This is a genomic window from Streptomyces sp. NPDC042259 (assembly GCF_055582085.1).
In genome coordinates this window covers 150,212-167,349 of record NZ_JBVJDW010000008.1, presented here as the reverse complement: position 1 = coordinate 167,349, position 17,138 = coordinate 150,212, and the positions used below count along the sequence as shown (strand labels likewise).

General features: G+C 73.9%; 12 protein-coding genes. 6 read left to right on the top strand and 6 right to left on the bottom strand.

Annotation, left to right across the window (positions count from 1 at the left end; genetic code table 11):
• Positions 1-39: 39 nt before the first annotated feature.
• The 5 genes from ACZ6MA_RS22140 to ACZ6MA_RS22120 form a co-directional block, all read right to left on the bottom strand.
• Complete coding sequence (locus tag ACZ6MA_RS22140; RefSeq protein ID WP_469435626.1) at positions 40-198, bottom strand: hypothetical protein; 159 nt, start codon at positions 196-198, stop codon at positions 40-42.
• Positions 199-318: 120 nt separating this feature from the next.
• Positions 319-1,269 (bottom strand): cytochrome c oxidase assembly protein, encoded by a 951-nt coding sequence (locus tag ACZ6MA_RS22135; protein ID WP_469435625.1) that lies wholly within the window; start codon positions 1,267-1,269, stop codon positions 319-321.
• Positions 1,270-1,393: 124 nt separating this feature from the next.
• The gene (locus ACZ6MA_RS22130) at positions 1,394-2,419 is read right to left on the bottom strand and encodes a 6-phosphofructokinase (RefSeq protein ID WP_469435624.1); all 1,026 of its coding nucleotides are present in this window, start codon (positions 2,417-2,419) and stop codon (positions 1,394-1,396) included.
• 207 nt (positions 2,420-2,626) lie between these two features.
• Complete coding sequence (locus ACZ6MA_RS22125; protein WP_469145087.1) at positions 2,627-3,355, bottom strand: type 1 glutamine amidotransferase; 729 nt, start codon at positions 3,353-3,355, stop codon at positions 2,627-2,629.
• A 27-nt stretch (positions 3,356-3,382) separates the two neighbouring features.
• Positions 3,383-4,621 carry a MurT ligase domain-containing protein gene (locus tag ACZ6MA_RS22120; RefSeq protein WP_130876545.1) on the bottom strand — a complete coding sequence of 413 codons (1,239 nt, stop codon included), beginning with the start codon at positions 4,619-4,621 and terminating at the stop codon, positions 3,383-3,385.
• Positions 4,622-4,785: 164 nt separating this feature from the next.
• Between ACZ6MA_RS22120 and def the strand changes: the two genes are divergently transcribed.
• Positions 4,786-5,424, top strand: a complete 639-nt coding sequence (def, locus tag ACZ6MA_RS22115; protein ID WP_469435623.1) for a peptide deformylase — start codon at positions 4,786-4,788, stop codon at positions 5,422-5,424.
• 10 nt (positions 5,425-5,434) lie between these two features.
• Here def and ACZ6MA_RS22110 read toward each other — a convergent pair whose 3' ends face one another.
• Positions 5,435-6,079 carry a TetR/AcrR family transcriptional regulator gene (locus tag ACZ6MA_RS22110; RefSeq protein ID WP_469435622.1) on the bottom strand — a complete coding sequence of 215 codons (645 nt, stop codon included), beginning with the start codon at positions 6,077-6,079 and terminating at the stop codon, positions 5,435-5,437.
• 151 nt (positions 6,080-6,230) lie between these two features.
• On the opposite strand from ACZ6MA_RS22110, the gene ACZ6MA_RS22105 reads away from it, so the two are divergent.
• The 5 genes from ACZ6MA_RS22105 to ACZ6MA_RS22085 all read left to right on the top strand — a co-directional run bounded on the left by ACZ6MA_RS22105 (position 6,231) and on the right by ACZ6MA_RS22085 (position 17,136).
• Complete coding sequence (locus ACZ6MA_RS22105) at positions 6,231-7,457, top strand: acyl-CoA dehydrogenase family protein (protein WP_469435621.1); 1,227 nt, start codon at positions 6,231-6,233, stop codon at positions 7,455-7,457.
• Between the two features lie 256 nt (positions 7,458-7,713).
• A complete protein-coding gene (locus tag ACZ6MA_RS22100; RefSeq protein WP_469435620.1) occupies positions 7,714-8,100 on the top strand; it encodes a DUF427 domain-containing protein in 387 nt (128 codons plus the stop codon).
• A 402-nt stretch (positions 8,101-8,502) separates the two neighbouring features.
• Positions 8,503-11,367, top strand: coding sequence for a helix-turn-helix transcriptional regulator (locus ACZ6MA_RS22095; RefSeq protein WP_469435619.1), 2,865 nt, complete (start codon positions 8,503-8,505; stop codon positions 11,365-11,367).
• Between the two features lie 10 nt (positions 11,368-11,377).
• Positions 11,378-14,260, top strand: coding sequence for an AAA family ATPase (locus tag ACZ6MA_RS22090; RefSeq protein ID WP_469435618.1), 2,883 nt, complete (start codon positions 11,378-11,380; stop codon positions 14,258-14,260).
• On the top strand, positions 14,257-17,136 hold the full coding sequence (locus ACZ6MA_RS22085; protein WP_469435617.1) for an AAA family ATPase: 2,880 nt from the start codon (positions 14,257-14,259) through the stop codon (positions 17,134-17,136). The genes ACZ6MA_RS22090 and ACZ6MA_RS22085 overlap by 4 nt, the downstream gene beginning before the upstream one ends.
• Positions 17,137-17,138: the final 2 nt, after the last annotated feature.

The window sequence follows — 17,138 nt, the reverse complement described above, 5'->3', positions numbered from 1 at the left end:
GGCCGCTTCCGAGGTGCCCTCTTCCGGGGCGCGCGGCTCTCATGAGCCTCGTGCCACCAGTGCCCCCAGGGTCACCAGCATGAGTATCACCCAGGTGAACCACAGCCAGCCGTTGCTGCCGAGGGTCACCGAATAGGCGGTCACCACGACCAGACCGCCCACCGTCAGCCCCGCCATCGTCTTCGTCGATCCGGGCATGCCCCGCACCTCCTCACGGGCGGCCCCGACGTCGACCGGAGGCGGGAACGCGCGGACCGCGGCCAGGGGACCATCGTCTCCCGGCCGCGGTCCGTACCGCCATACCGCTGTCGCGGCCGCTCACTGCCCCCGCGTCCGCAGCGAGGCCAGATACGCGTTGTAGGCCAGCAGCTCCTTGTCGCCGTCGCGGTCCGCGGTGCGGTCCGAACGCCGTGCCTGCCGCTGGTCGGAGCGGTACCACTGGTACACCAACGCGATCAGCACCACGACCGAGGGGATCTCGCTGAAGGCCCAGGCGATGCCGCCGCCCGCCTGCTGGTCCGACAGCGCGTCGATGCCCAGCGAGGCCGGCGGGTGCAGGTACGTGCCGATCATCGGCTCCGATGCCATCATCAGCGCGATACCGAAGAACGCGTGGAACGGCATGCCCGCGAACAGCTCCAGCATCCGCATCACGTACCCCGGCCGGTGCGGGCCCGGGTCGACACCCATGATCGGCCAGAAGAACACCAGACCCACGGCCAGGAAGTGCACCATCATCGCGATGTGCCCGGTCCTGCTCTCCATCAGGAAGTCGAAGAACGGGGTGAAGTACAGGCCGTACAGGCTCGCGATGAACAGCGGGATCGTGAACGCCGGGTGCGTGATGATCCGCATGTAGCGGCTGTGCAGCAGCGCGACCAGCCACTCGCGCGGCCCCGTGCGCCCGCGCCCCGCCGCCGGCAGGGCCCGCAGCGCCAGCGTCACCGGGGCACCGAGCAGGATCAGGATCGGCGAGAGCATGCTGATCACCATGTGCTGCACCATGTGCACGCTGAACATGACCATGCCGTACTCGTTGAGCTTGGTGCACATCACCAGCGCGACCGTCAGCACGCCGATCACGAAGCCGACCGTCCGGCCGACCGGCCACGCGTCACCGCGCCGCCGCAGCCGCACCACGGCCCAGCCGTACAGGCCCAGCCCCAGCAAGCAGCTGATCATGAAGAACGGATCGCCGCTGAACTCCAGACCCCGTCCCAGGGTGAACGGCGGCAGATCCATCATCATGCCGTGCCCGCCGTGATCCATCCGCTCTCTCCCATTTCGCACCAATGCGCCGGGACCAGAGTAGAGCCGCCCCCGGCCGGGACTCCGGCCGGGGGCGGCTCCACGGGAACGCCCCGCGACCGCCGGGACGGGCGGGCGGATCAGCTCACAGCACGCACTCGACCTCGGCGTAGCGCTCCTGCGGCACGGTCTTCAGCTGCTCGACGGCCGCCGCCAGCGGTACCAGCGTGATGTCCGTACCGCGCAGGGCGGTCATCATCCCGAACGCGCCCCGGTGCGCCGCCTCCACCGCGTGCCAGCCGAACCGCGTCGCCAGGACCCGGTCGTACGCGGTGGGCGTGCCGCCGCGCTGCACATGGCCGAGGATCACCGGACGGGCCTCCTTGCCCAGGCGCCCCTCCAGCTCGACGGCCAGCTGCCGGGCCACACCGGCGAACCGCTCATGGCCGTAGACGTCCTTGGTGCCGACGTCGAAGGCCATCGTGCCCGCGCGCGGCTTGGCGCCCTCCGCGACCACCACGATCGCGAACCGCTTGCCGGCGTCGAAGCGCGCGCCGACCACCTTCGTCAGCTCGTCGATGTCGAAGGGGCGCTCCGGCACGACGATGGCGTGCGCGCCCGCGGCCATGCCCGAGTGCAGGGCGATCCACCCGGTGTGCCGTCCCATCACCTCGACGATCAGCACCCGCTGGTGCGATTCGGCGGTGGTCTTGAGCCGGTCGAGGGCCTCCGTGGCCACGCCGACGGCCGTGTCGAAGCCGAACGTCACATCGGTCGACGCGATGTCGTTGTCGATGGTCTTGGGCACGCCCACGATGGGCAGTCCGGCGTCCGAGAGCAGCCGGGCCGCCTTCAACGTGCCTTCGCCGCCGATGGGGATGACGGCGTCCAGACCGAGATCGGCCACATGGCCCCTGGCCCGCTCGACACCGTCGCGCAACTGGGCCGGCTGGACCCGCGAGGAGCCGAGGATCGTGCCGCCGAGGGCCAGGATGCCGCCCACCGCGTCCAGATCCAGCTTGCGGTAGTCGGCTTCCAGCAGACCACGCCAGCCGTCGTGGAAGCCGATGACCTCGTCGCCGTGGTCGACGACGGCTCGGTGCACGACGGACCTGATGACGGCGTTGAGACCGGGGCAGTCGCCACCGGAGGTGAGTACACCAATGCGCATGACAGGGAACCTTCGCAACAGGGGCCTGGAGGCCGGACCCCGTCGTCCGGCTGGATCCCCGTCACCCTACTAGGGCCGCTCCGGCGGATCATGCGGGCGGGCGCCACGGCCCGTGGCGTCCCGCACCACCGCCGCACGGCGGTGTCCTCGATCGCCGGGCGGGCTCGAATTAAGCCCGCCCGGCGATCGAGGACGACCGGTGCACCGTTACGCGGGCTGGCTCGCGGCAGCGATCCGCTCGGCGCGCAGCGCGTCGTACCACCGGTCGTCGACCGGCGGCAGGGCGTTGACATCCAGGGCCAGCTTGATCAGCAGGTCCGCGATGTGCGGGTTGCGGGCCATGACCGGGCCGTGCATGTACGTACCGAAGACGGTCTCGTTGTACGCGCCCTCGGTGCCGTCACCCGTGCCGTTGCCCTGGCCGAACCGCACCCGGGCGAAGGGGCGGGCGGTCGGGCCGAGGTGGGTGACGCCCTGGTGGTTCTCGAAACCGGTCAGGGGCGGCAGACCCAGCGGCGCGTCGATGTCGGCCAGCACGTCGCCGACGCACCGCTCGCCCTCACCGCGGGTGCTGACGACGTCCAGCAGACCCAGGCCCTGCTCCCGCTGGCCGAGGTCGTTGATGAACTCGTGCCCCAGGATCTGGTAACCGGCGCAGACCGAGAAGACGATCGCGCCGTTGGCGACGGCCCGGTTCAGACCGCCGTCGCGGCGCAGCCGCTCGGCCGCCAGCCGCTGCGGCCGGTCCTCGCCGCCACCGATCAGGTAGATGTCCCCGGAGGTCGGGATGGGCTGGTCGGACCGTACGTCCACGCGCTGGACGTCGAGACGGCGCTGCAGCGCGCGCCGCTCCAGGACCAGGGCGTTGCCCTGGTCCCCGTAAGTGCTGAGCAGGTCGGGGTAGACCCACACCAAACGCAGACTGTTCTGGCTCATGCTCACAATCCTCAGTCCTGAGTGGGGTCAGTTGCCGACGCGGCGGCGGACGTCCTGGAACGCGGTGTAGTTGGCGATCAGTTCGATCCGGCCGGGCGGAGCCGCCGCCACCGCCTCGTCGACGCTCTCGCAGACCCGGAAGTCCAGGCCCGCGACCTCCAGACGCACCGCCAGGTCCAGCTTGCGGTCACCGATCACGAAGATCGGGTGCCCGGCGAGCCGGGGGTAGTCCACGTCCCACAGCCAGGAGGTGTCCGTACCGTCGGCACCCCGCGCGTTCACCGACAGGATCACCGGTGCGGGCGGGCCGTCGATCAGCGAGAACGTCTCCAGCCAGCCGGCCGGGTTCTTCGCCAGCAGCAGCCGGATCTCGCGGTTCATGTACGTGACCACGTCGAACCGGCCGGCGACCGCCTGCACCTGGTACATCCGCTCCAGGGCCACCTGCGGCGGCACCCCGAAGGTGGCCGCGACGGCGGCCGAGGTGGTGGCGTTCGCCTTGTTGGCCCGGCCCGGCAGCTGAAGGTGGATCGGCCACGCGCTGCCGTGCGGGTCGAGGACGTAGTCGCCCGACAGCGCCCAGCTCGGGGTCGGGCGGCGGAAGCCGCATTCGCCGCAGAACCAGTCGTCACCCGGACGCTGCATCACGCCACCGCAGGAGGGGCACGACCAGGCGTCGTCCTTCCACTCCTGGCCGGCCGCCACCCACACCACGTTCGGCGAGGAGGAGGCGGCCCACACGATCAGCGGGTCGTCGGCGTTGGCGATCACCACGGCCTTCGTGCCCGCCAGACCCTCGCGCCACTTCTCGGCGAGCATCCGCGTCTCCGCGGCCCGGTCGAGCTGGTCGCGCGAGAGGTTCAGCAGCGCTATGGCCTTGGGCGAGACGTCCCGGGCGACTCCCGCCAGGTACTTCTCGTCCACCTCGATCACGCCGTAGCGCGCGTCCGAGCCGCCGGCCAGGGCGGAGGTGATGCCCGCGGGCATGTTGGCGCCCAGCGCGTTCGACACCACCGGGCCGCTGGCCCGCAGTGCCTCGGCGATCAGCCGGGTCGTGGTCGTCTTGCCGTTGGTCGCCGACACCAGGACCACGTCCAGGTGGGTCGCCAGCCGCGCCAGCAGATCGGGGTCGAGCTTGAGCGCGACCTTTCCACCGATCACTGATCCGCTGCCGCGGCCCGCGGCTCGCGACACCGCCGCAGCAGCCTTGCCCGCCGTCACGGCCAGCTTGGCCCGCGGCGACAGCGGCCCCGTGTTGCCTGCCATCGTCCTAGATCCTCCTTGCATCCGGCGCCGCGCCTGTCCCTGGTCCGCCGGTGGAACGCCCCCTCCGCGCCGAATCGCCAGCCGGGAGGCTTCGGTCGTGGTGCAGCCTATCGAGATCCGGCCGTGGGCCCGAACCCGCCGTCCACGGAACGTAGGCTGGGGGGATGCGAAAAGGTCTCATCCCCGGCAGCTCCGGACACGTACGACCCATGCGGCTGCTTGGCGATCAAGGCCTGCGCACCCCCTGCGAGGACGTCACGGACTTCGGCGCCGATCTCGCGAAACTCATCGAGGACATGTTCGCGACGATGTACGCGGCCCGGGGCGTGGGCCTCGCCGCGAACCAGATCGGTGTCCCCGCGCGCGTCTTCGTCTACGACTGCCCCGACGACGAGGACCGCCGCCATCTCGGCCATCTCGTCAACCCCCGCCTGGTCACGGCCGACGGCGACGTCTACACCGGCCCCGAGGGCTGTCTGTCGCTGCCCGGCCTCGAAGCCGGCACCCCGCGCTTCGACCACGCCGTCGTGGAGGGCTTCACCGCGGACGGCTCGCCCACGCGCGTCAGCGGCACCGGCTTCTTCGCCCGCTGTCTGCAGCACGAGTGCGACCACCTCGACGGCGGGCTCTACATCGACCACGTGACCGGGCTGCGCCGCCGGCGCGCGCTGCGGGCCGCGCGGCGCGCGCCGTGGTGGGAGCCGGGGACGGCGGAACCGGCCTGGAACGCGTCATCGGACCCGTCCGCCGGTACCGCTTCCGCCCGCCCCGGCCGCCCCGCCCCGGTACGCACCGGGGCGTAGAGCCGAGGGATCAGAAGCCCGGGCCGCCCGAGCGGTCGCCCGCCACGGCCAGCCGGCCCCACAGCAGATCCGTGAGGTGGCGCACCAGTTGGGCACGGGGGAACGGCCGCTCGCGCAGCCACCAGTCGCCGGCCGCGTGCATCATGCCGACGATGCCGTGCCCCCAGGCGCGTGCCAGGTCCTCGCCGCCCGGACCGAGGTCGACCCGCTCGGCGACCACCCGGGCCAGCTCCTCACCCATCCGCCGCAGCAGGGGCGCCGAGTGCCGCCCCACGTCGAAGCCCTGCTCGGCCGGCTGCCCCTCGTCCGCCGGGTGCATCAAGAACCGGTACACCTGGGGACGGGCCTCTATGGCCGCGAGATAGGCGTCGAGCGTCGACTCGACCCGCTCGCGGCGGGCCACCGGCGCGTCCAGCGCCGAGCGGAGCCCCTCCAGCAGCCCGTCCGTGTGCCGTACGGCCAAGGCCCGGTAGAGCCCCCCCTTGTCCCCGAAGTGGCGGTAGAGGATCGGCTTCGTGATCCCCGCCTCGGCCGCGATGGCGTTCATCGACGCCCCCGGACCGTCCCGCAGCACCACCCGGTCCGCAGCCTCCAGCAATTCCCTGCGCCGCTGCTCCGCCGCCCGCTGCTGATCGTCCCGCTGAGTGGTTTCCATATGACGTGCCTCCCCGCCCCCGTGCTTCTGTAACGCATGCGCAACGTAACACCCGCACCACGCAGCGGATCCGAGGGGCAAGGGAGTTGACACACCTACTGACGGGTAACAGACTCGCGTTACCGGGAGTAATGATCGCTCTGGAGGGCTCATGGTGGAGTTCACGATGGAACTGAACGAGGATCAAGTGGCCGTCCGTGACTGGGTCCACGGCTTCGCGGCCGAGGTGATGCGCCCGGCCGCCGCCGAATGGGACGAGCGCGAGGAGACCCCGTGGCCCGTCATCCGGGAAGCAGCAAAGATCGGCCTGTATTCACTGGATTTTTACGCGCAGCAGTTCCTCGACCCCACGGGCCTCGGCATCCCCGTGATCCTGGAGGAACTCTTCTGGGGTGACGCGGGCCTCGGTCTCGCCATCGCCGGTACGGGCCTCGCCGCGATCGGCGTCTTCACCAACGGCACCGACGAGCAGATCGGTACCTGGGTGCCGCAGATGTACGGTGACGCGAACGACGTGAAGCTCGCGGCCTTCTGTTCCTCCGAGCCCGACGCGGGCTCGGACGTCGCCGCCATGCGCACCCGGGCCGTCTACGACGAGGCCAAGGACGAGTGGGTGCTGACGGGCACCAAGACCTGGGCGACCAACGGCGGCATCGCCGACGTCCACGTCGTCGTCGCGGTGGTCGACCCCGCGCTCGGCTCCCGCGGCCACGCCTCCTTCATCGTCCCGCCGAACACCCCCGGGCTGTCCCAGGGGCAGAAGTTCAAGAAGCACGGCATCCGCGCGTCCCACACCGCCGAGGTCGTCCTCGACGACGTCCGGGTCCCCGGCCACTGTCTGCTGGGCGGGAAGGAGAAGCTCGACGAGCGGCTGGCCCGGGCCCGCGAGCGTGCGGCGAAGGGCGGCGGACGCGGCCAGAACGCCGCGATGGCCACCTTCGAGGCATCCCGGCCGGCGGTCGGCGCCCAGGCCGTGGGCATCGCCCGTGCCGCGTACGAGGTCGCCCTCGACTACGCCCGGACCCGTGTGCAGTTCGGCCGCCCGATCATCGACAACCAGGGTGTCGCCTTCCAGCTCGCCGACATGCGCACCCGGATCGACGCGGCCCGGCTGCTGGTCTGGCGGGCCTCCTGGATGGCTGCCACGGGCAAACCCTTCACCTCGGCGGAGGGCTCGATGTCGAAGCTCTTCGCGGGGGAGACGGCGAAGACGGTCACGGCCCAGGCCATGCAGATCCTGGGCGGCAACGGCTACACGCGGGAGTACCCGGTGGAGCGGATGCACCGCGACGCCGCCATCTACACCATTTTCGAGGGGACGAGCGAGATCCAGCGGCTGGTGATCGCCCGGGCCGTCTCCGGCGTGCCGATCCGATGAGCGAAGCCCCGCGGCTACCGCCTGGGTGACCCTGAGCGCCCTTCGGGCGCGCGTCCTCAATCGCCGGACGGGCTGGTTTTGGCTGGGCTCAGCCACATCGAGCCCGTCCGGCGATTGAGGACGCGCCCGAAGGGCGCCCGGCCCGCCGTGTCCGAATCACGCCGCCCCCCAGGTGTGGGGGGAAGAACCGAGCCCTCCGGGATGCTGTCGCACAAGACGCGCGTGGCGCGCGTCTCCGACATCGCCGGAAGGGCACATGATGGCCGATCAGACATACGGCGCGGGCCACCGCAAAGGGCACAGGATCGAGATCACGACGGGCGACGAGCACGTCCGCGTGGTGCGCGGCGGGCACGTCGTGGCGGAGAGCCGGCGCCCCGTCCTGCTCTTCGAGACCGGGCTGCCCGTGCGCTACTACCTCCCCCCGGAGGACGTCCGCACCGAGCTGCTGACGGCCTCCGACACCCGTACGTACTGCCCGTTCAAGGGCACGGCGTCCTACTGGTCGCTGCCCGCCGACATGACGAGCGACGGGACGAGCGACGGGAAGGACGCCGTGTGGGCGTACCCGGACCCCAAGCCCGAGGTCGGTGAGATCAAGGGGCTGTTCTGTTTCTACGACATCGAGATCGTGCGGAACTGAACGGGACCGGTCGGCGTGGGTGACTGTGGACGCCAAGATTTCATCAAGATCGGTCCGAAGTGCGCAGGGGCTGTCGGCGTGGAGTGCGGCAGGCTACAGGAGTCGCATGTCGGCCGGATGTCGTGTCTCCGGGCGACGTGCATTTTCGGTTCAATCGGGCAGGCGTCGTGCGCCTGTTCGATGATGGCCGGGTGGGCGGGCACGCCCTGTAGGCGGCCGGGAACAGATCGTCCAGCGTCGGCCGTCGATAGTCGCCATTCTGGCTGAAATGTGGTGGGTGGCCATGGCCCGTCCTGTTACCGTCAATTCCGATCTTGATCGTGCAAGCCGGTTCATCGGACCCGTTCGTCTGTCACATCGGATCACCAGAGGTCGAGTGTGGCTTCACGAAAGAGAGAACGCGTGGCGGTCAGCAGCGGTATAGGTCACGGCGCCCCCCGGCTCCTGGTCGGCCGATCCACCGAGCTGAACGTTTTGGAACGGCACGCCGCCAAGGCACGCGAGGGCGCCGCGCGGGCGGTCCTCGTCCGCGGACCCGCCGGGATCGGCCGGAGCAGCCTGTTGTCCACGCTCACCGAACGCCTGCGCTCCGCCGGCATGGACGTCCGCCGCGTCACCGGCCGCGAGAGCGCCGTGCGACCCGAGCCGTACCGGGTCGCGCACGAACTGTTCGGGGCCGGGCCCACCCCGGCCCCCGCCCGTCCCGCGCCCCGTGCCCGGGCCGCCACCCCCGCCGCACCCGCCGAGGCCTCCGCCGCCTGCCACGCCTACGCCGCCCAGCGCCGGCTCTACCGGCACGCCGTGGCGCTGCTGGCCGCCGGCCCCCTCGCGCTCGTCCTGGACGACGCGCAGTGGTGCGACGAGGCCTCCTTGAAGTGCGTGGACTTCGTGCTCCGCCGGTCGGCCGGCCGGCCGCTGCTGGTCCTGTTCGCCCAGCGCACCGAGTGCGGCGGGCCCGGGGCCCCCATGCTCGGCGAGATCCTCGCCCAGGACCGCTGCGACCTGCTGGAACTGGGCCCGTTGGACGAACACGAAACCGCCCACCTGGTCACCCGCGCCCTGGCCGGACCGCCCGACGCGCGGTTCGTGCGACGCTGCGCGGAACTCTCCGGGGGCAACCCGCACCTCCTCCACCGGCTGCTCGCCGGGCTGCGCGAGGCCGGCGTCCGGCCCGACACCGGCGGACTGCACCAACTCGACATCGTGGGCCAGCGCGTCGTCGCCGCCGCCGTCCCGGCCTATCTGGCCGGCCAGCCGAGGCACGTGCGTCAGGTGGCCCGCGCCCTGGCCATCCTCGGCCGCGACGACGCCGAACCCCTCGGCGCCCTCTCCGGGGTCCCCCTCAAGCGCATGACGTCCGCACTCGACGCGCTGCGGCGCAACGACGTCATCACGCCCGGCACGACCGGGGCCATGTGCGACGCGGTGCGCTCGGCGGTGCTCGACGGCCTCGCCGCCCCCGAACTGGAGTGGCTGCGCGCCCGCGCGGCCCGGGTGCTCAACGACGCCGGGCGCCCCGCCTGGGAGGTCGCCGACCAACTGGTCCTGCTCAAGGAACTGACCGAGCCGTGGATGCTCGCCGTGCTCCGCGACGCCGCCGCCGAGGCACCGGCGCGCACCACCTCCCGGGCATCGGTGCGGTACCTCCAGCGGGCCCTGACCGCCGAACTCACCGAGGACCAGCGCAAGGACGTACGCATCGAACTCGCCAGGGCCTCCGCCCAGGTGGCACCCGCCATGGCGCTGTGGCACCTGCGCCAGGCCCTCGGCGACGCGGCCACCGCCCGGGACCGCGCGCCCATCGCCGTCGAATACGGGATGACGGCCCTCGGCAGCCGCAGCGCCCCCGAGGCGGTCCGCATGCTGGGCCACACCCTCGACGCGCTGACCGCCGAAGTGGGTGACGACCCCGGCCCGGCCGACCGGGAACTGCTCACCTCGGTCACCTCCGCCCTGCTCGTCACCGCCGTGAACGACAAGGGCGAGATGGCCGCCGTCCGCGAGTGGGCCGGAGCCCGCCCGCCCGCACCCGAGGGGGACAGCCCGGCCGAGCGGCGACTGCTCTCCGCCCTCGGCTGTTTCGCCGCGCTCGAAGGCCGCCCCGCCCACGAGGCGGTGGCGCTGGCCCGGCGCTCACTGCGCGTCGAGGAGTCCGCGCCCGCCGGCTGGTGGGTGCTCGGCTCCTCCCTGGTCCTCGCCCTCGCCGACGAGGTCGACCAGGCCCTGGCGGGGCTGGACCGCTCGCTGACCGGCAGCCGCGCACGCCACGCACCGTGGATGCACCTCGGTGCCCTCGCCGGCCGGTCCCTCGTCCGGCACGGAGTGGGCGATGTGGCCGGGGCCGTCGAGGACGCCCGGGCCGCCGTCGAACACGCCGGACAGGGCGAGCGGGCCCCCGGTGTCCCCCTGGCGTACATCGCGCTGGGCACCGCACTGCTCTCCCAGGGCCGCACCGAACGGGCCGAGGCCGCGCTCGACCGCGCCGCCCGGCCCGGACTGGAGCGGCGCATCTGGGAGTGGCACCACTACCTCTACGCCAAGGGCCGCGCCCGCCGGGAGCACGGCGACCTCGACGGCGCGCTGGAGGCCTGGCTGCGCTGCGGGCGGAGCCTGGAGGAGGCCGGGGTCGCCAACCCCGTCCTCGCCCCCTGGTGGCTGCCCGCCACCCACACGCTCGTCCGCCTGGGCCGCACCGGCGAAGCCGCGGACCTCGTCGCCCGGACCGCGCCGTGGGTCCGGCGCTGGGACACCCCCCGCGCGCGCGGGCTCGGCCTGCTCGCCGCGGGCTTCGTCGCCGAGGGGCGGGCCCGGCTGGACGCGTTCGCCGAGGCCGTGGACGTCCTCGCGGGCTCCCCGGCCCGGCTGGAACACGCCAAGGCCGCCTACCAGTTCGGCTGCGAACTGCTGCGCCACGACGACGCCCGGGGCGCGCGCCGCCAGCTGCGGCAGGCGATCGAACTCGCCACCCGCTGCGGCTACCCCCTGCTCAGCGAACCGGCGCGCAAGCTGCTCGTCACCGCGGGCGGCCGGATGCCGCAGCTCGCCTCCAGCCCGGTCGACTCCCTCACCGACAGCGAACGCAGGATCGCCGTGCTGGCCAAGGACGGCGTCAGCAACCGGGAGATCGCCGAGGCGCTGTTCGTCACGCCCCGCACGGTGGAGATGCATCTGACGAACGTCTACCGGAAGCTCGACGTGCGCGGCCGCGCCGACCTGCCCGCGCAGTTCGCCGGGCACGGCACGCGGCCGCGCCGCCCGGCCCGCTAGGAGGCCGGTGGTGGTGAGACAGGTGTCGTACTCGCGTGACGAGAAGCCGGAGCGCCGACCGCCCGCGGGGCGGGACCCCCTCGAGCGGGATCTCGTCGAGCGGGATCTCGTCGAGCGGGAGGAGGAGCAGGAACTCCTGGCCGCCCTGCTCGGCGGCCTGCGGTCCGGGCGGTCGGCGGCGGTCGAGGTGCACGGGGTTCCGGGCAGCGGCCGCAGCGCCCTGCTGAACCGGGCGGCGGAACTCGCCGAGCGGGCCGGAGTCCGCGTGGCCACCGCCCAGGCCTCGTGGGAGGAGTCCGGGCTCCGCTACGGCGTGGCCGAGCAGCTCCTCGCCGCCCTCGCCGCGGCCGGCGGCACCGGTTACCCGCCACCCCGCCCGGGTGACGAATCGTCGGACCGTTCCGCACAGCTGTGCCGGGTGTTCCTCACGGCGGCCCGCGAACAGCCCCTGCTGCTCGTCGTCGACGACGAGCAGTGGGCGGATCCCTCCTCGCGCCGGTGGCTCCAGGCGCTGGCCCGCAGGCTCGGCTCCGCCCCCCTCATGCTGCTCACCGCGCGCAACGGCGCGCTGCCCGCCGGCCCCTACGACCGTATCGAGCTGTGCCCGCTGGCGGACGCGCGCGCCGTCACCGCACACACCCTGCGTCTAACCCCCCTGTCGGCGGCGGGGGTGGGCGAGCTGCTCACCCGGAGCCTCGCCGAGCCGGCCGACCCGGTGTTCGTCCGGGCGGCGGCGGAGGCCGTGGAGGGCAACCCCGCCGTCCTGCGCGCGGTGATCGGCCGGTTCGCGGGCCGGGGCTGGGCGCCGGCGGCCGACCGGCTGCCGCAGCTGGCCGAGGCCGCGGCCGAGGCGATCAGGGACCGGGCGGTCCGCACCTTCGGCATCCTGCCCGAGGAACTCCTCGGCGTCCTGCGCGTCGTCGCGGTGGCGGGCTCGCACTGCACCCCCGAGATGATCACCGCACTGGCGGAGCTACGGACCCTCAACGCGGCCCGCGCCCTGGAACTGCTCTCCGGAGCCGGTCTGCTGACGGCCGGTGACCGCCCCGCCTTCGGCGAACCGAAGGCGGCCGAGGCGGTGCTGGCCGGAATCGGCGCGGAACGCCGCGAGGAGCTGTACGCACACGCGGCCGACTGGGCCCATCGCACGGCCGTCCCCGACGCCGCTCTGGCCCGGATGCTGCTCGGCGCGCGGGTCATCGGCCACCCCTGGGCGGTGGAGACCCTGCGCCGGGAAGCGGCCCGGAGGCGCGCCGCCGGACACCCGCAGGAGGCGGTAGGGCTGCTGCGCCGCGCCCTGCGCGAACCCGTCCGCCCACCGCTGCGGGTGCGCATCCTGATCGAGCTGAGCACGGTGGTGCTCCCCACGTCGCCCGAGGCCGCCGACCGTCATCTGCGCCAGGCGCTGCTCGTCGCCCCGGCCGACGGCACCATCGGCCCCTCGTGGGTCCGCGCCGCCGAACTGCTCGTGGCCCGCGGTGACGTCGTCGCGGCCCAGCCGCTGATCGCCCAGGCCGCCGCCCGCAGCGAGACGCGCCCGGCGGACCGCGCGGCGCTGCGGGCGCTGTACTGGCTCGCCGAACACAGCCAGCAGGGCGCGACGCACGAGCTGGACCAGCCCCGCATGACAGCGTTGCCCGCCGCGCCCACCGAACCCGCCGAGGCGGGCGCCGTCGCCTGGCGCGCCGCCCTCTGCGGCCACGACCTCGCCGGCACCCGTGCCCTGGCCCGTACCGCCCTCACCCCGGCGGCGCGGGACACCACCCCGCTGACCACGCAGCTGGCCGCCTGCCACGCGCTCGTCCTCACCGACGACTTCGCCGAGGCACGCGTCGCCCTGGACGCCGTCCTGGTACGCGCCGAGGAGTCGGACGCCCGCGCGGTGACCGGCCTGGCCCTCCTCGTCGACGCCATGGCGGAACTGCGCCAGGGCCGCCCGGACCGGGCCGCGACCGCCCTCGACCGGGCCCGGGAAACCGTCCCCCAGCACTGCTGGCACCCGCTGATGGCCCCCGGCCCCGCGGCCCTGCGCACCCTCGTCCACCTCGAACGGGGGGACCTCGAAGCGGCCGAGCGGTCCGTCGCGCTGGCCCGCCCCGGCGGCGCCGAGGGCGGCCTCGCCTGGGCCCATCTGCTGTACGCCCGGGGCAGGCTGCGGCTGGCCCTGGGACACCGCGGCAAGGCGCTCGCCGACTTCCTGGAGTGCGGCCGGCTGCTCCTCGCCCGTCAGGTGACCAACCCCGCCCTGCTGCCCTGGCGGTCGGCGGCCGCTCGGGCCCGCGGCCCGCGCCCCGACGACGCCCAGGCCCTAGCCCTGCTCGCCGAGGAGCGCCGGCTCGCCCTGGCCTGGGGCGCGCCGAGCGCGGTGACCACGGCCCTGCACACCATCGGGGCGCGGGCCGGGGACCCGGCCAGGCCCGGGCGGGGGCCCGGACGGCCGTGGCCCGAGCCCGCCGCCCCCACGCTCCCGGCCCCGGCCACCTGGCAGTACCGGCAGGCACTCCTCGCCCTGGGGACGACCCCGCTGAACGGGTCGGACACCATCGACGCCCTGCTGACCGGCACCACCACGGCGGCCGCCCCGACCGGGCCGGGCGAACCGCCCGGCCGCACCGGCCCGGCCGCCCCGGCCCGGCCCCGGCGGGCACCGGCCGCGGCGCCCCGCACCCCCGGCGGCGCACCGGCACCGGCGTCCCCCCAACTGACCGGCGCCGAACTGCGCGTCGCCCACCTGGCCGCGGGCGGCCTGGCGAACCGCGCCATCGCCAACGAACTCTCGGTGACCCTGCGCACCGTCGAACTGCACTTGACCAAGGCTTACCGCAAGTTGGGCATCTCAGGGCGCGCGGAGCTGGCCGCCGCCCTCGGGCGCGCACCGAGGGAGACACCATGACACCCCTGCTCGACCGCCGACGCGAACTGGAACTGATCACCGCGGCGATGACGGCGGCCGAAGGGGGCAGCGGCTCGCTGCTCGTCGTCACCGGTGGCCTCGGCGTCGGCAAGACCGCCCTGCTCCGCGCCCTGCCCGCCCTCGCGGAAGCGCGCGGCACCACCGTCCTGCGCGCGAGCGGAGCCCTGCTGGAGGCGGACTTCGCCTTCGGGGTGGTGTGCCAACTGCTGGAACCCCTGCTGCCCGGGACATGCGCCGAGCCGCCCGCCGACGGGACCGGCACGGCCGTCGACGTCGAGCCGCACGGCGACCTGCTGGCGCTGGTGGACCACCACAGCGCGCGCGGACCGCTGCTGATGCTGGTGGACGACCTCCAGTGGGCCGACCCGCCCTCCCTGCGCTGGCTCGCCCACCTGGCCAAACGACTGCCGCGACTGCCCGTCACCGTGGTCGTCACCGTCCGCGACGGCGACATCCGGGCCGAGGAGCCGCGCGTCCACGAGGTCACCGACCGGGCGGCGCACACGCTGCGCCCCGGCCCGCTCTCCGCGCGCGCCACGGCCGAGCTGGTGGCCGCCCGCTTCGGCCGCCCCGGCGACCCCGCCTTCGTCACCACCTGCCACAAGGCCACCGGCGGCAATCCGCTGTTCCTCACCGCGACCCTGGCGGGCCTCCCGGACTCCGACGAGCCCGTCGCCGCACGGTCGGGGTCCGTGCACGGGCTGCGCCTGCCGGCGCTGCGCGAGCGGCTCGTCGTGGCCCTGCGCTCCCAGCCCGGGCCCGTACGGGACCTGGCCAAGGCGATGGCGGTCCTCGACGATCCGGCCGACCCCGTGCTCGTCGGCAGGCTCGCGGGCCTGGACGAGACCGGCCGCGACGCGGCCGTACGGGGCCTGGACCGGCTCGGGCTGCTGGCCGCGGGGCCGGTGCCCCGGTTCGCCCACCCCGCCGTGCGCGACGCCGTCGAGGACCTGATGACCCCCGCGGAGCAGGAGGACATCCACATCTACGCCGCCCTGCTCCTGCACAACGGCGGCCACCCCGCCGAACAGGCCGCGGCGCAACTCCTCGCCGCCACCTCCTGCCAGGAGGGCTGGGCGGTGGAGGTGCTGCGGGCGGCGGCGAACGCGGCCCTGCGCCGGGGCGCGCCCGAGGACGCCGCCCGCTATCTGCGACGGGCCCTGCTCGGCAGCTCGCCCACCGGCGGGGACCGGGCCACCCTGCTCGTCGACCTGGCCACCATCGAGCGGGCATTCGACCCGCTGGCCGCCATGCGGCACATCTCGCAGGCCCTGCTGCTGCTCCCGTCGGCCGCGCAACGGGCCATGGCGGCCACCCGCATCCCGCCCTCGATGCTCGGCTCCTGCCCCCCGCCGTGCGTCGAACTCGTCACCCGCACGGCCGAGGACCTGGGCGACCCCGACCGCCTCGGTGGCGCCGAACGCGACTTGGCGCTGCGGCTCGAAGCCCGGCTGCGGCACGTGTCGGTGAGCGGCCCGGGTCAACTGCCCCTGTGCGCCGACCGGTTGCGCGCCATGGGGCCGGCCCCGTCCCTGCGGACCGCGGCCGAGCGGGAACTGGTCACCGTGCTCCTGCACGGCGCCACCATGGCCCAGGGCATGCGGGCGGCCGACGTGGCCCGGCTGGCCAACCGGGTCCTCCAGTACGAACCCGCCTCGCCGAACCACGCCTACACCGCGCTGCCGCTGCTGACCCACAGCCTGATCGCGGCGGACTCCTTCGAGACGCTCGGCCCCTGGCTGGAGACCGCCCAGGAGCAGGCCCGCCGGGAGAACGCCACCGTCCCCCAGACGGTGATCGGTATCGAGCTGACGCACGTCGCCCTCGCTCAGGGCCGCCTCGAAGAGGCACGGGCGCGCGCCAACGAGGTGCTGGCCCTGGGGGGCGCCGAGTGGGCCACCCTCCAGTCGATGACCGCCGTCGTCATGACCGCCATCGAGAGCCGCGACCCCGAACTGACCCGGCGTCTGCTGTCCTACCGCCGCGAGGGGGCCGACCACGGCTACCGGCCCTCCTCCCTCCAGCTCGTCCGTGGTGTCACCGCGGCGATGCGCGGGGACGCGCCGAGCGCCCTGGAGTACTTCCTGGACTGGGGGCGCTCCGCCGAACGCGCCGACTGGCGCAACCCCGCCGTCTTCCCCTGGCGCGCCTGGGCGGCCGGGCTGCACCACCGGATGGGCAACACCGCACAGGCCCACGACCTCATCGAGGAGGAGTACGCGCGCGCCCTGGCCTGGGGCACCCGCGTGGCGGTCGGCCGCGCCCAGCGGGTCCGGGGCGCCATCACCGAGGGGGAACGCGGCATCGCGCTGCTGCGCGAGTCCGCCGAGATCCTGGAGGGGGGCATCAACGCCCTGGAGCGGGCCAGGACCGCCCTGCTGCTCGGCCGGCGGCTGGGTGCCGACGGGCAGGCCGAGGCCGAGACCCATCTGCGCAGGGCCCACGAGGAGGCGGCCGGCTGCGGTGCCACCTGGCTCGCCGAACGGGCGGCGCGGGAACAAGGAGCCCTGGCCCGCGGCGCGAGTTCGGCGGCCGTGGCGACCCTGACCAAGGCCGAACGCCGCGTCGCGGCGCTCGCCGCGGCCGGGGTCGCCAACAAGGACATCGCCGAACGGCTCGAAGTGAGTTCCCGGGCGGTGGAGAAGCACCTCACGCACGCCTACCGCAAGCTCGACGTCACCGGCCGGGTCCAACTCGCCGAACTGGCACCTCTGTTGCCCGTCGCCGCCACCGAACTGCCGGCCCCCCGGGTCCCCCCGGCCGCCCCGCGGGGAACGACGGCGCCGAACCGTACCGAACCGACCCGAACCAAAGAGTCCGGAACCGAACCGAAGCATGGCGCGAACCCTCGGTAACC

Coding starts and splice junctions, on each gene's coding strand:
- ACZ6MA_RS22140 (WP_469435626.1), bottom strand. CDS start 198: ATGCCCGGATCGACGAAGACGATGGCGGGGCTGACGGTGGGCGGTCTG.
- ACZ6MA_RS22135 (WP_469435625.1), bottom strand. CDS start 1,269: ATGGATCACGGCGGGCACGGCATGATGATGGATCTGCCGCCGTTCACC.
- ACZ6MA_RS22130 (WP_469435624.1), bottom strand. CDS start 2,419: ATGCGCATTGGTGTACTCACCTCCGGTGGCGACTGCCCCGGTCTCAAC.
- ACZ6MA_RS22125 (WP_469145087.1), bottom strand. CDS start 3,355: ATGAGCCAGAACAGTCTGCGTTTGGTGTGGGTCTACCCCGACCTGCTC.
- ACZ6MA_RS22120 (WP_130876545.1), bottom strand. CDS start 4,621: ATGGCAGGCAACACGGGGCCGCTGTCGCCGCGGGCCAAGCTGGCCGTG.
- def (WP_469435623.1), top strand. CDS start 4,786: ATGCGAAAAGGTCTCATCCCCGGCAGCTCCGGACACGTACGACCCATG.
- ACZ6MA_RS22110 (WP_469435622.1), bottom strand. CDS start 6,079: ATGGAAACCACTCAGCGGGACGATCAGCAGCGGGCGGCGGAGCAGCGG.
- ACZ6MA_RS22105 (WP_469435621.1), top strand. CDS start 6,231: ATGGTGGAGTTCACGATGGAACTGAACGAGGATCAAGTGGCCGTCCGT.
- ACZ6MA_RS22100 (WP_469435620.1), top strand. CDS start 7,714: ATGATGGCCGATCAGACATACGGCGCGGGCCACCGCAAAGGGCACAGG.
- ACZ6MA_RS22085 (WP_469435617.1), top strand. CDS start 14,257: ATGACACCCCTGCTCGACCGCCGACGCGAACTGGAACTGATCACCGCG.